Source organism: Streptomyces sp. NPDC091412 (assembly GCF_044756885.1).
In the GTDB taxonomy this organism is placed as follows: Bacteria; Actinomycetota; Actinomycetes; order Streptomycetales; family Streptomycetaceae; genus Streptomyces.
This window is the reverse complement of sequence record NZ_JBIVTV010000008.1, coordinates 1-13,573: the sequence shown is the minus strand read 5'-3', so window position 1 is coordinate 13,573 and position 13,573 is coordinate 1. Positions and strand designations below refer to the sequence as shown.

12 protein-coding genes and 1 pseudogene are annotated in these 13,573 nt (G+C 69.5%); 4 read left to right on the top strand and 9 right to left on the bottom strand.

Annotation, left to right across the window (positions count from 1 at the left end):
* Positions 1-174 precede the first annotated feature (174 nt).
* Entirely contained in the window at positions 175-705 is a 531-nt protein-coding gene (locus tag ACIQMV_RS20790) for a peptidylprolyl isomerase (protein ID WP_402594516.1), read from the top strand.
* A gap of 420 nt (positions 706-1,125) precedes the next feature.
* Here the strand turns inward: ACIQMV_RS20790 and ACIQMV_RS20785 are convergent, their stop codons facing one another.
* The 9 genes from ACIQMV_RS20785 to ACIQMV_RS20745 all read right to left on the bottom strand — a co-directional run bounded on the left by ACIQMV_RS20785 (position 1,126) and on the right by ACIQMV_RS20745 (position 10,168).
* Entirely contained in the window at positions 1,126-1,806 is a 681-nt protein-coding gene (locus tag ACIQMV_RS20785) for an HdeD family acid-resistance protein (RefSeq protein ID WP_402594514.1), read from the bottom strand.
* A 751-nt stretch (positions 1,807-2,557) separates the two neighbouring features.
* On the bottom strand, positions 2,558-3,412 hold the full coding sequence (locus ACIQMV_RS20780) for an amidohydrolase family protein (RefSeq protein ID WP_402594512.1): 855 nt from the start codon (positions 3,410-3,412) through the stop codon (positions 2,558-2,560).
* The gene (locus tag ACIQMV_RS20775; RefSeq protein WP_402594510.1) at positions 3,409-3,723 is read right to left on the bottom strand and encodes an L-rhamnose mutarotase; all 315 of its coding nucleotides are present in this window, start codon (positions 3,721-3,723) and stop codon (positions 3,409-3,411) included. Before ACIQMV_RS20775 ends, ACIQMV_RS20780 begins: the two co-directional genes overlap by 4 nt.
* On the bottom strand, positions 3,720-4,415 hold the full coding sequence (locus ACIQMV_RS20770; protein WP_402594509.1) for an aldo/keto reductase: 696 nt from the start codon (positions 4,413-4,415) through the stop codon (positions 3,720-3,722). Before ACIQMV_RS20770 ends, ACIQMV_RS20775 begins: the two co-directional genes overlap by 4 nt.
* Positions 4,412-5,167: an SDR family NAD(P)-dependent oxidoreductase gene (locus ACIQMV_RS20765; RefSeq protein ID WP_402594507.1), complete on the bottom strand. Its 756-nt coding sequence runs from the start codon at positions 5,165-5,167 to the stop codon at positions 4,412-4,414. The genes ACIQMV_RS20770 and ACIQMV_RS20765 overlap by 4 nt, the downstream gene beginning before the upstream one ends.
* Positions 5,164-6,504 carry an L-fuconate dehydratase gene (locus tag ACIQMV_RS20760; RefSeq protein WP_402594505.1) on the bottom strand — a complete coding sequence of 447 codons (1,341 nt, stop codon included), beginning with the start codon at positions 6,502-6,504 and terminating at the stop codon, positions 5,164-5,166. Before ACIQMV_RS20760 ends, ACIQMV_RS20765 begins: the two co-directional genes overlap by 4 nt.
* Before the next feature lie 37 nt (positions 6,505-6,541).
* Complete coding sequence (locus tag ACIQMV_RS20755) at positions 6,542-7,567, bottom strand: ABC transporter permease (protein ID WP_402594503.1); 1,026 nt, start codon at positions 7,565-7,567, stop codon at positions 6,542-6,544.
* On the bottom strand, positions 7,560-9,071 hold the full coding sequence (locus ACIQMV_RS20750) for a sugar ABC transporter ATP-binding protein (protein WP_402594501.1): 1,512 nt from the start codon (positions 9,069-9,071) through the stop codon (positions 7,560-7,562). The genes ACIQMV_RS20755 and ACIQMV_RS20750 overlap by 8 nt, the downstream gene beginning before the upstream one ends.
* Complete coding sequence (locus ACIQMV_RS20745; RefSeq protein WP_402594500.1) at positions 9,068-10,168, bottom strand: sugar ABC transporter substrate-binding protein; 1,101 nt, start codon at positions 10,166-10,168, stop codon at positions 9,068-9,070. The genes ACIQMV_RS20750 and ACIQMV_RS20745 overlap by 4 nt, the downstream gene beginning before the upstream one ends.
* A 162-nt stretch (positions 10,169-10,330) precedes the next feature.
* On the opposite strand from ACIQMV_RS20745, the gene ACIQMV_RS20740 reads away from it, so the two are divergent.
* The 3 genes and pseudogenes from ACIQMV_RS20740 to ACIQMV_RS20730 form a co-directional block, all read left to right on the top strand.
* Complete coding sequence (locus ACIQMV_RS20740; RefSeq protein WP_402594498.1) at positions 10,331-11,068, top strand: FadR/GntR family transcriptional regulator; 738 nt, start codon at positions 10,331-10,333, stop codon at positions 11,066-11,068.
* A gap of 618 nt (positions 11,069-11,686) precedes the next feature.
* Positions 11,687-13,174 (top strand): penicillin-binding protein 2, encoded by a 1,488-nt coding sequence (locus ACIQMV_RS20735; protein ID WP_141365305.1) that lies wholly within the window; start codon positions 11,687-11,689, stop codon positions 13,172-13,174.
* Between the two features lie 49 nt (positions 13,175-13,223).
* Positions 13,224-13,481: pseudogene (locus ACIQMV_RS20730) on the top strand (transposase); the annotation flags it as partial.
* Positions 13,482-13,573: the final 92 nt, after the last annotated feature.

Here is a 13,573-nt window from a genome sequence, read left to right as displayed (position 1 = left end):
TGCTCTGCGTCATGTCGTCCTCGGTGATCCGGGTCGGGTGCCCGCGCGCTGCCCCGGGGTGGTTGCTCGTTCGCTCGGTGTCACCCATGCGGGTGACATGCCGTGGCGTCGCTTCGGTGTCCTCCGTCCGGCCAGGACACTGGCCGGACCAGTCGGATGTAGCGAAGGATTGTGATGGCGGCGGAAGATCTGTACGCGACGCTGAAGACCAACAGGGGCGACATCGTGGTCCGGCTGCTGCCGAATCACGCGCCCAAGACCGTCCGGAACTTTGTGGAGCTCGCCACGGGCGTCCGGCAGTGGGTCGATCCCAACACGGGTCAGCCGAGCACGGAACCGCTGTACGACGGCACGGTCTTCCACCGGGTCATCGAGGGTTTCATGATCCAGGGCGGTGACCCTCTGGGCAACGGCACCGGCGGCCCCGGGTACAAGTTCGCGGACGAGTTCCACCCGGACCTGGCGTTCACCAAGCCCTACCTGCTCGCCATGGCCAACAGCGGACCGGGCACCAACGGCTCCCAGTTCTTCATCACCGTCGGGCCGACCACCTGGCTTACCGGCAAGCACACCATCTTCGGCGAGGTCGCCGACGAGGCCAGCCAACGTGTCGTCGACACCATCGCCACGACGGAGACCAACCCCCGCAACGACCGTCCGGTCCAGGACGTGGTGATCGAGAAGGTCGTCATGGAGACCCGCTGACCGACGAAGAGCCGCGGTCGACGCTGCCCCGCCGCGTAGACCACGTCCGTGGCCTGGAGATCGTCCCGACGTGGTGCCCAGCCACCAGCCCGCCAAGGCGCCCGGCCGGCGGATGCGCCTCGGCGGGCTGAAAGGCAGGCATGGCGGGCGCCGTCGGACTCACCCCGGAACGCTGTCGCTGACCTCGTCGCCGGCCACGGGCGCCGCGCCCTTCCGTTGGCCGCCGGCGGGCCTGGCGCCGCGCAGGCCGAATGCGGAGACCGCCGCCCAAGCAGCCGGCGCGGTCAGCGCCGTGCCATCCGTGTACGGAGTCGCACCTCGCACATTGGGTGCAACAGGAGAAACAGAGAGTGAGTGGGGGAGGGGACGGACAAGGTGTGGCCCGCCGCTCCCCTCAGCCGCCCGATCCGGCTCCGCCGGTCAGTGCTGCGGGTGCGGGCGGGCGTGGAACAGGGGCCGCCGCTGAGTGGGGGCCGTGCCCGCAGCGAGATGGCCGATCTCGACGCGCGTCCTGATGGCGCGGATCACCTCGGTCAGGCCCAGGACTATGGCCATGACGCCCACGACCAGGGTCAGTGTCGCGATCGAGGCGAACGGCATGATGATCATCACGACACCTGCCAGAGCCCCGATGATGCCGAAGGCCACGTGCCAGCCGCGCGCCGGCATCTCGTGAGCGGAGGCCGCCGCAGCCGTCTCAGTGGTGCCGCGCAGCAGCCAGCTGAAGCCGATCCACAGGGCGAGCAGCAGGATCGACTCCAGGGTGCCCCGGAAGCAGATCAGCCCCAGCAGGATGGAGGCCGCACCGGTGATGAAATGCAGTACGCGAAGATGCCGGGGCACGTGCGTGCCGAAGGCGCCGGCCAGCGCGAAGACACCGGTGACCAGCAGGTAGATGCCGAAGAGCAGGCCGACGACCCGCAGTGTCGCGCCTGGCCAGACCAAGGCGATGACGCCCAGGGCGATGCTGGCGAGGCCCATGGTGAGCAGGATCTGCCAGCCCTTGTTCGCCAGGGCAGCCATGCCTTCGGCCAGGGGGCTCTCTTGTGGCTCGGTGCCGCGCGAGGCAACGGGGCCCGGTGAATCGGAAGGAGATGTCATGACACCTACCTCCTCCTGGGAGCAGCGTGGTGACGTCCGTACACGTCCATCGTCACCCGGTCGGCCTCATGCTGCTCGGTGGGGACGGCGGGGGTTCGTGGCGCAGGAGTGCGCCCGCGTCCGGGCCTCCTCAGTGCTCTTGAGCTACCGACTTCGAACGCAGGCGTGTGTCCAGTCGATGAGCCCTCCCAGTATCTCGACTGGTTGACATCTGGACCTGGTCGATGGGGACGTGGAGCCGGGCTTGACGGATCCACGTCCTTACTGCTTGTGCCGCCGGACCCGGCTCGTGCCGCCGCGGCGTGCTGACCTGCCGTGGTCGGGGTCATGGTCGGGGCCGCTCAACCCAACCGCAGGTTCGAGGAGACTCTCAGCCCTGTCTCTCGAAGCCGTGCTCAGGCTCATTCGCATTCACCCGGCCGATGCGCTGGGCGGGCGCGGTCGGGTGCCGGCGTTTTAGCGTCGTATTGCCTTGCGCTGTGACAGGACCGCAAGGCTCGGGCGGCCCTTGCACGCAGCGCCCTGGGCAAGGGCCGCCGTCCCACCTGCCACGTGGTGGGCGGCGGGGAGCAGACTCCTGCCTGGTCGGCCCCAACCGGCTGGCGCGATCGGATGCGCACTCCCGGTACCGACCGCGTGGCCGAGTTCTCCACCGTCGTCGCCCGCCAGCGGCAGCGGCGAGCCGGCCGGGATCACCGGCAGCGAGGGTCTGACGATCGACGCCGAACGGCACGCACCGGATCTAGTTCGACTACGAGCTCGACTGAGCCAGCCCGTAGACGCGCGTGGCCGTCCCCTCGAACACCGCGGTGCGTTCGTGCTCGGTGAGCGCGGAGGTCAGGTCCCGGGCCGTGGTCAGGACTTCCTCGTAGGGGGCCGCGAGGGTGCACACCGGCCAGTCCGAGCCGTACATCAGGCGGTCCGGGCCGAAGGCCTCCAGCACCACGTCCGCGTAGGGGCGCAGGTCGGCCGGCATCCAGGAGGTGAGGTCGGCCTCCGTGACCATGCCCGACAGCTTGCAGACGGTGTTGGGTCGCCCGGCGAGCGCACGTACGGCGCTCGCCCAGGGCTTCAGTTCTCCGGAGACGATGGGTGGCTTGCCCAGGTGGTCGAGGACGAAGGTGAGTCCCGGGAGGATCGCGGCCGCCTCCACGCAGGCCGGCAGCTGGTGGGGCAGGACGACCAGGTCGTAGGCGAGGCCCGCGTCGGCCACGGCGGCCAGGCCCCGCCGTACGTCGGCCCGCAGCAGCCATTCCGGGTCGGGCTCGCCCTGCACCTGGTGGCGGATGCCCTTCAGGAAGCGGCCGCCGGGGAGTGCGCGCAGGCGGGCGAGTTCGTCGGCGACGTCGGGGCGGGTGAGGTCGGTCCAGCCGACGACACCGGCGATCAGATCGTGCCCGGCGGCCAGAGCCAGCAGTTCGGGGGTCTCCTCCAGCACGGTGACCGTCTGGACGAGCACCGTGCGGGCCACTCCGGCCGCCGCGGCACTGGGTTCCAGGTCGTCCACGGTGAAGTTTCTTCTGATCGGCCGGAGTCGGGGGCCCGTGATCCAGTCCTGGTCGCGGATCGACAGGTCCCAGACGTGATGGTGGGCGTCCACGGTCACGGCAGCTCCCACACGACGGGCAGCCCCGCGTCGGCGCCCCCGCGGGAGTAGTCGTGCACGACGTCGAGCAGCTCGGTCATACGGGCCTGCCAGGCGACGTTGACCGGCAGTCGCTCCAGTTGGGCGAGGAGGCGGGGGTAGTCCTCGCACTCCAACAGGTGGAAGAGGTCGGTGCCGCTGCGCCAGATCGTCCAGGAGGTGGCCCCGGCGACGCGGATGGCGGCGGTCAGCTCGGCCGGGACCTCCCGGTGCGCGGCCTCGTAGTCGGCGATCCGGTCGGGCCGGACCTTGGTGTGCAGGGCGACTCTCATGACGACTCCTCCGTGGGCAGCAGACCCGTCTCGCGCAGTCCCCGCCAGAAGGCGGCGGGAACGTGGATCGCGAACTGCTCTGCGCAGTCGCGGATTTCGGCGGCCGCGCCGACACCGTACGTCGACGTCGGCGTCGGGTCCGCCGGGAGATCGGAGTTGACGCCGCCGCCGATGACGACCGACGTGCCGCGCTCGATGGCGGCCGGGAACAGGTCGGCGAGGGCGCTCTGGTCGAGGAGGGTGTAGCGGTCGGCGTACAGCACCACGTCGACGTCGGTGTCGCGGACGAAGCGGGTGAGCATCGCGGACTGGTTCGTGCCGGCGCCTGTCGCCTCGACCACGCCTTCGGAACGGAACTCCGCCAGCGCCGGACAGCCCTCGCGGAAGGCCTGCCCGGCGTGGTCGTCGGGATCGTGGAGGCAGACGTCGAGGTGGTCCAGGCCGAGGCGGTCCATGCTCGCCTCCAGGCCGCGGCGGATGCCGTCGGCGCTGAAGTCCCGCACACGGCCCTGCATGCCGGGTACCGCGAAGCGGTTGGCCAGGTCGTCGCCCGTACGGTCGGCGGGCTGCAGGCGGCGGCCCACCGGCTCGTGCGCCTCCTCGTCGCCAACGTGCCGGTTGAGGTCGACGATCCCGGTGGCGCCGAAGCTCGGCCGGCTGCCCTCGACGCCGCTGCGGCCAAGGGTGGTCACCGGCCCGCCGGGCGTAGCCGCAGGCCCTGCATGCCGCCGTCGACGGCGAGTGCGGTACCGGTCGTGGCGCCGGACAGGGGACCGGCCAAATAGGCGATGGCGCCGGCGACTTCGGCGGCGGTGACGAGCCGACCGGTGGGCTGCCGGGCCTGAAGTGCGGCGCGTTCGGCGGCCGGGTCGGGGGCGGCGTCCAGCAGGCGGCCGACCCACGGTGTGTCCACCGTGCCGGGATTGACGCAGTTGACGCGGATGCCCTCGCGGACGTGGTCGGCGGCCATGGCGAGGGTGAGGGAGTACACGGCGCCCTTGGTGGCGCTGTACAGGGCGCGCTGGGGCAGGCCGGCGGTGGCCGCGATCGAACAGGTGTTGACGATCGCCGCGTGCGAGGAGGCGCGCAGGTGCGGCAGGGCGGCGCGGGCGGTGCGGACCATGCCGAGGACGTTGACGTCGAAGACGCGGCGCCACTCCTCGTCGTCGTTGTCCTCGACGGTGCCCTGGGCGCCGATGCCGGCGTTGTTCACCAGGACGTCGAGTCCCCCGAGGGCTTCGGCGGCCTGCTCGACGGCCCTGCGCACCGAGGTGTCGTCGGTGACGTCGGCCCGGAAGGCGAGCAGCGGCTTCACCACGGACGACGGGTCCAGGTCCAGGACGGCGACCTGCGCGCCCCGCTCGGCGAGGAGTTCGGCACTCGCCCTGCCGATACCGGAGGCGCCTCCCGTCACCAGCGCCGTGAGTCCCTGGAAGTCGCTCATGCCGCATGTCCCTTCTGCAGGTCGGGGTCGGCGGCCCAGAAGGTGCCGCCGGGAAAGGTGTACCGCGCGATGGACTCCGCCCGCATGGCGGCCGAGAAGCCCGGGGCGGTGGGGGCCGCGTAGTGACCGTCCTGGATCACCACCGGGTTCAGGAAGTGCTCGTGGAGGTGGTCGACGTACTCGATGACCCGGTCCTCGGTGGTGCCGGAGACCGCGACGTAGTCGAACATCGCCAGGTGCTGCACGAGTTCGCACAGGCCGACCCCGCCCGCGTGCGGGCAGACGGGTACTCCGTACTTGGCGGCCAGCAGCAGGATCGCGAGGTTCTCGTTGACGCCGGCGACGCGGGCCGCGTCGATCTGGAGCACGTCGAGGGCGCCTGCCTGGAGCATCTGCTTGAAGACGATGCGGTTGTGCACGTGCTCGCCGGTGGCGACCTTCACGGGGGCCACGGCCTTGCGGACCGCCGCGTGGGCGAGGATGTCGTCGGGGCTGGTGGGTTCCTCGATCCAGTACGGGTCGAACGCGGCGAGCGCCCGGGTCCAGCGGATCGCCTCGGCCACGCCCCAGCGCTGGTTGGCGTCGATGGCGATGCGGATGTCCGGCCCGACCACCGTGCGGGCCACCCGGCAGCGGCGCACGTCGTCGTCGAGGTCCGCACCGACCTTCAGCTTGATCTGAGTGAATCCGTCGGCAACGGCCTGGGCGGCGAGCCGGCTGAGCTTGTCGTCGTCGTAGCCGAGCCAGCCCGCCGAGGTCGTGTAGGCGGGGTAGCCACGCTGGAGCAGGCGCGTCGTGCGCTCCTTCGCGCCCTCCCGGCCACGGCGCAGGATCCGGAGCGCCTCCTCGGGGGTGAGCGCGTCCGTGATGTAGCGGAAGTCGATCTGGCTCACCAGCCACTCGGGGTCGGCCTCGGCGAGCAGCCGCCACAGGGGCCGCTGCGCGCGCTTGGCGGCGAGGTCCCACACGGCGTTGACGACCGCGCCGATCGCCATGTGCATCACGCCCTTCTCCGGTCCCAGCCAGCGCAGTTGACTGTCGCCGATCAGGTCCCGGAAGAGCGAGCCGGGGTCGCCGCACACCTCGTCGACCAGGCGTCCGACCACGTGGTGGCGCAGCGCGTGGATCGCGGCGACCTGGACGTCGTTGCCCCGTCCGATGGTGAAGGTGAAGCCGTGTCCCTCCGCTCCGCCGTCCTCATCCGTGCGCAGCACGACATAGGCCGCCGAGTAGTCGGGGTCCGGGTTCATGGCGTCGGAGCCGTCGAGCTCGCGCGAGGTGGGGAAGCGGATGTCATGGGTGTCGACCGCGATGATGCGGGCGGGCGTCGCAGACACGGATGGCCTTTCGGTCGGTGACGGGAGAACCGGCGGGTCAGTCCTGGGCACGGCCCGTCGTCACACGGGCGATCATGAGCGCGACCAGGATGATTCCGCCGTAGATGGCCTGGATCCAGAACGACGGCACCTGGGCGAGGGTGAGCAGGTTCTGCACGACGCCGAGCAGAAGTACCCCCGTCAGGGCGCCGAACATGGTGCCCTTGCCGCCATCCAGGCTGATACCGCCGATCACCGCCGCCGCGAACACCGTGAAGATCATGTTCTGGCCCTGGTTGGCGCTGATCGCGCCGACGTAGCCGGTCTGCATGATCCCGCCGGCCGAGGCCAGGACGCCCGCGACGACGAACACGCCGAGCATGACCCGCTCGACGCGGATGCCGGCCGCGCGGGCCGCCTCCGTGTTGCCGCCGATGGCGTACAGAGCCCGTCCGATGCGGTGGTACTTCAGCAACAGCCCGGCGACCGAGAAGGCGACGGCCGCCAGCCACACCGACAACGGGATGGCCAGGAAGGTGGTGGTGGCCAGGGAATAGAAGCTGTCGGGCATGCCGAACAGCGTCTTGCCCTTGGTGGCACCGACCAGCAGACCCCGCAGCACGATCAGCATCGCCAGGGTCACGATGAAGGCGTTGAGTTTGAACCTGACGACGAGGACGCCGTTGAAGAGGCCGACGACCGCGCCCACCACCAGGATCGCGAGCAGGGCGAGCGGCGCCGGGAACTTCACGCCCCATCCGGACTGGTCCGAGGACAGCACGAGGAGGGCGCCCACGGCCGGCGCGATACCGACGACCGACTCCAGGGACAGGTCGAACTTGCCGGTGATCAGCACCAGCGACTCGGCGAGCACGACCATGGCGAGGGCGGCGGAGGCGCCGAGGATCGAGATCAGGTTGCGCTCGGTGAGGAACGAGTCGTTGACGACCGTGCCGAGCACCATCAACAGCAACAGTGCGGGCAACAGGGCGAGTTCGCGGGCCCGGCGCAGCAGGACCGTTCTGGCCGATCGTGTGGCGGCGCGTGGCGGCGCGAGCGGCAGAGCCGCCTTGGTGTCAGCCATGGTCCACTCCTTCGATGGAGGCGATCAGCTCGTGGTCGCGCCAGCCCGCCGGGTGCTCGGCGACGACGTGGCCGTGGAAGAGGACGAGGACGCGGTCGCAGCGGCGCAGGTCGTCGAGTTCGTCGGAGACGACGAGGACGGCGGTGCCGTCCTCGCGGGCGTTGTCCATCCGCGCCAGCAGTGACTCCTTGGACTTCACGTCGACGCCGGCGGTGGGGTTGATGAGCACGAGCAGGTGCGGGTCGGAGGCGAGGGCGCGGGCCATGACGACTTTCTGCGCGTTGCCGCCGGACAGGTCCGCCACGGGCTGTTCGGGGCCCTCGGTGTGGATGCCGAGGCGCTCGATCAGCTCGCCGGCGACACCGCGTTTGGTGTCGGTGGAGACGAAACCGAAGCGGCCGAGCCGGTCCAGCACACTCATGGTGGCGTTGTCGCCGACCGTCATGCCGGCCACCAGACCCTGTTCGTGCCGGTCGCGGGGCACACAGCCGACGCCCGCCCTGAGCGCGGCCCGCACATCGCCGAACGGGAGTTCCCTGCCGTCGAGTTCAGCTGCCCCGCCGGTCGGGGTGTGCAGTCCGGCGAAGGTCTCGGCCAGCTCGACCTTGCCGCTGCCGCTGGAACCGGCGAGTCCGACGACCTCGCCACCGCGGACGGTGAGGTCGACGTCCGCGTACGCCTCGGAGGTGAGCCCGCGCGCGTCGAGCACCACGGGAGTGCCGACGGCGTCCGCTTCGCGTACGTACCCGCGCTCGTGCTCCGCGACCGGCTCTCCCGCCATCGCCTCCACCAGGGCCGCGCGCGACAGGTCGGCGACCGGCGCGGTCGTGATCCAGCGGGCGTCGCGCAGCACGGTGACGGTCTGGCAGACCTCGTACACCTCCTGGAGGTGGTGTGAGATGAAAAGGAAGGTGACGCCGGAGGCCTGCAGGGCGCGCATCCGCGTGAACAGCCGCTCGATCTCGCGGTTGTCGAGTTGGGCGGTGGGCTCGTCGAGGACGATGAACCGCGCGCCGAAGCTCAGCGCCCGCGCGATCTCGACCACCTGCCGGTCTTCGACCCTGAGTTCGCAGGTACGGGCCTCCGGGTCGACGTGCACGTCCCAGGTGTCGAGGAGGTCGGCGGCCTGCTTCCGCAGCCGGCGCCAGCTGATGAGGCGTCCGCGGCCCGTGGGCTGGCGGTTGATGAACAGGTTCTCCGCGACCGTCAGTTCGGGAATGACGGTCGGTTTCTGGTACACACAGGCGACCTTGCGGCGCCAGGCGTCGCGATCGGTGAGCGCGGGCGCGGGCTCGCCGTCGAAACGGACCTCGCCCTCGTCGGGCGCCTGGAGGCCGGTGAGCACGGCGACGAGGGTGGACTTGCCGGCGCCGTTGCGGCCGACGAGGGCGTGGGATTCGCCGGGCAGGACGGTGAGCCGGCCGTCGGCGAGGGCGACGGTGGGTCCGTAGCGCTTGACGATGCCCCGCGCCTGAATCAGCGGGGTGGTGTCGGGGCTGCTCATCGGACCGTGTTGCCCCAGAGGTTGGGGTCGTCGACGTTGTCCTTGGTGACCAGTGGCGCGGGCAACTGGTCCTCGAGGATGCCGCTGGGCAGCTTGACGATCGTGGAACCGTGGTCGGTGGGGCCCGGCTTGAACGTCCTGCCCTGCATCGCCGCCTTGATGTAGTACATGCCGTACTTGGCGTAGTCGTCGGCGGGCTGTGAGACGGTGGCGTCGATCTCGCCCTTGCGGATGGCCTCGTACTCCTGCGGAATGCCGTCGTTGGAGACGATGACGATGTGCCCGGCCGTGCCCGCTTTCTTCAGCATCTTCTTCGACTTCAGGGTTTGCAGGGTGGGCGCGAGGTAGACACCGCCCGCCTGCATGTAGATGCCCTTGATGTCGGGGTTGGCGTTCAGGAGCGTGTCGAGCTTGGAGGCGGCGGTGTCGGACTCCCACTTGGCGGGGATCTCCAGCACCTTCAACTTGGGGAAGTTCTTCCGCACGCAGGAGCGGAACGCCTCCGAGCGGTCGCGGCCGTTGACCGAGGCGAGGTCGCCCATGATCTGCACGACCTTGCCCGAGCTGATGTGCGCGCCCAGGTACTGGCAGGCCTTCTCGCCGTAGGCGACGTTGTCGGCCCGCACGACCATGGCGACCTTGCCCTTGTCGGGTGCCACGTCCACCGCGACCACGGGGACGCCCTTGCGCTCGGCCTGGTCGAGTCCGGCCTGGATGGCGGCGCTGTCCAGCGGGGCGACCACGAGGCCCTCTACACCCTGGTTGAGCTCGTTGTTGATGTCGGTGATCTGCTGCGAGGGGTCACTGTTGGAGTTGACCGTCTTCAGTGCGTCGACGCCCTGGGACGTGGCCATCTTCGGCACGTAGTCGTTGTACGACTGCCAGAAAGGCGAGGTCAGCAGGGGAAGGATCACCCCGACCTTGCCGCTGCCGTCCCCCTTGGTGCCCGCCGCGCCGCTGTCCTTGGTGCTGCCGCATGCCGTGAGCGCCAGGGTGCCGCAGACGGCCGCGGCCGTCGCGCGCACCGTCCACGAGGAGAATCGCCTGCCTTGCCGCCGCCTGCCTTGCCGTCCGTTCCGCGCTGTGCTGCCGGCCATCTGTCGGCTCCTCATCGAGCGAAATCGAGCAGTTGGCCGCATACTTATCAGACCACTTGGCGTCCACAACACCCTTCTGCGGCAAGATTTCCCGCGTTCCGGCCGTAGTGGTCGGACCACATCGATGGCTAGACTACGGCGCACGGTGACAGGAGGAGTGGCGTGGACGAAACCGCTACGGAGGAGACGGAACCGGAGACCGCCGCGACCCCTCCGCAGAAGGGCACGGTGACGCAGCGCGCCATTGAGCGGATCAAGGCGATGATCGCCGAGGGCCTGCTCGAGCCCGGGCAGCGCCTGCCCACCGAGCGGGACCTCGCGGCCCAGCTGGGCATCTCCCGCAGTTCGATGCGTGAGGCGATCCGCGCGCTGACCGTGCTCGGCGTGCTGGAGGCCCGGCACGGCTCGGGCATCTACGTCACCCGGCTGGAGGCCGGTGACCTGCTGGAGACGTTCGGCGTGGTCGCCGACCTCTCCCGAGGCCCGCGCCTGGTGGAACTGCTCGAGGTGCGCCGCATCCTGGAGTCGACGGCGACCGCGCTGGCGGCGGCCCGGATCACCCCGGACCAGCTCGCCGAGGTGGAGAAACACCTGACGGCGATGAACACCACGGACGATCCGGAGGAGATCCTGGCCCACGACCTCGCCTTCCACCGGGAGATCGCGGTGGCCGCGGGCAACGAGACGATGGCCGCGATCCTGGACGGCCTGTCCTCGCGCACCTTCCGCGCCCGTGTCTGGCGCGGCTACCAGGAGGAGGGGGCCTTCTCTCGAACCCGCCGCGAACACGCTGCGATCTTCCGGGCACTGACCGCCCGGGATCCGGAGGCCGCGCGGGCGGCCGCGGCCGCGCACGTGGGCGAAGTGGAGGAGTGGATGAGGGCGCAGCTGGAGCGGTAGCGGCCCCGGAATTCACCCCGGCCGGCCGCGCTCAGGGACCGCCCGTCAATGAGCGCCCGCCGCTCTGACCGCCGACGAGCGCCAACCGCCCCGCCCCGACAGGCCGTGCAGGCCCCAGAACCACGCACGAGGCAGCACCCACCGCTCTGTCGCCGGGCGGGGACCGCATGCTGCCGAGTGATCCCGCTCCCTGCGTCCCACATGCCGCCGCACATGAGACACGGCGATGCCAGGGCCATGTCCACGGTGACGCCGATCCGGGACCGTTCGCTCGCGAGCAACTCGCATGTGGCCATCCCGACTCCTGTCGGAGGGTGTCAGCGGATGTCTGGGGGTTTCGACATCATAAGCCAGTGAGCCTTTTCCAACCTGTCCCAGTAGTTTGCCAGTTGGTCCGGCAACGTGATGAAGTCCCTGGTAGCCGAGGTACGGCACGTTGTGTACATCAGCCCTGGTCGGCGATCCGCGGTAAGCGACAGGGGAGCCCGAACTCACGTGCGAACTATGGGGCTATGGTGCTCCCATGGCGCTACCTACCCTCATATCCGTCAGGCTTCGCCTGCGACCTGCCCAGTTGACCACGGCCACGATGCCCGGGCTCGCATCTGGAGGTCGGCCATGAACCGGCCTTTGCGGGCGGTTGCTGTCTTCTGTGGCCTGCTGATGCTTGCCTTGCTGATACGGGCGAACTGGCTGCAATACGTGCACGCTGAGGAGTTGGCGTCGGACACGAATAATCGCCGCGTGCTGATCGAGCGGTTCGCCTCTCCGCGGGGTGACATCATCGTCGGTGGCAAGGCGGTGACCGGGTCCGAGGCGGTCGCGGGCAGGGAACTCAAGTACAAGCGCACCTACGTCAATGGGCCGATGTACGCGCCGGTGACCGGCTTCGCGTCGCAGGCGCAGGGCATGTCGCTGCTGGAGAAGACGTATGACGGGATCCTGTCAGGCAAGGACGACCGTCTGGCGTTCCAGCACTTCTTGGACGTGGCGTCGGGCAAGGGCCGTGGCACAGGGGCCGTGGTCACCACGATCGACCCGCGGGCGCAGAAGGCGGCCTATGAGGGGCTGACCGGTCTGAAGGGTGCACGGGGGGCTGTGGTCGCTCTGGATCCGAAGACCGGGAAGGTGCTGGCCCTGGCGTCGGCGCCGTCCTACGATCCGTCGGTGTTCGCGGGCAACACCTTCAAGGAGTCCGATAGGTTCGTGGCCCTGGACAAGGACAAGCGCAAGCCGATGGCGAACCGGCCACTGCGAGAGACGTACCCGCCCGGATCCACGTTCAAGATCCTCACGGCTGCCGCGGCCCTGGAACACGGCGTGGTCACGGACATCGAAGCCCCGAGCGAGGCGGAATCCCCCTACAAGCTGCCCCAGTCGACGAACCGGATCGGCAGCGAGGCCGGCGACGCGGTCTGCAACAAGGCTTCCATGAAGACCGCCATGCAGTACTCCTGCAACAACGTCTTCCTCGACGCCGCCGCCAAACTGGGGCAGGACCGGATGCGTGAGACGGCGGAGAAATTCGGGTTCAATGAGGACGTCTACTCGCCGGACTTCGGAGACCTGCGCGCCACGAAGAGCGTCTATCCTCAGGACCTGGACAAGCCAGGAACCGCTCTGACCGGCATGGGTCAAGGCAGCCTCACCAGCACCCCCATGCAGATGGCCATGGTCACCGCGGCACTGGCCAACGACGGCAAACTCATGCAGCCCTACATCATCGACGAGATCCGCGGGCCGGACCTGAGCACCCTGGAAAAGACTGAGCCGGCCGTCATGAGCCAGGCCGTCTCCGCCGCCACCGCGCAGAAGGTGCAGCAGATGATGGAGCACACTGCCAAAGAAGGCAGCGCCCAGCGCGCGCTGATCGACGGCATCGTTGTCGGCGGCAAGACCGGCACCGCGCAGCGAGGCGTGAACGTCGCCGATGAAGTGCCCTACGGCTGGTTCGTCTCCTACGGCAAAAAGCCCGACGGCGCCTCGGTCGCCGTCGCCGTGTTCATCGACCCCACCGACATGGACATCTCCCGCCAGGACATCTCCGGCGGCCGACTCGGCGCTCCCATCGCCCGCAGCGTCATGAAGGCAGTACTCCAGCAGTAGAGGGCTCGCACCAGGCCGGGCATCCAAGGAAGAGGTGTCTGACCAATCACGGTCAGACATCTCTCCGCTGCAGCGCAAGAACGGCTGGACCTTGGCCGAGGAGGCCGGCCACGCAGGCCCGGACCGCATCCACCGGATGCTGAACCGAGTCGACTGGGACGCCGATGAGGTCCTCAACGACGTGCGTCAGTACGTGGTCGACAACCTCGGTGACCGGGACGCCGTCCTGATCGTGGACGACACCGGCTTCCTGAAGAAGGGGGTGCGCTCGGCCGGAGTGCAGCGGCAGTACTCCGGCACCGCCGGGGCTTGTATTTCAATTACTGCTTGCCCAGGCGGCGTTGGTGGGAGGGTGGAGCATGACTCTGCGTCCGCCCGTTGCCGAGTTACGGGCAAAGT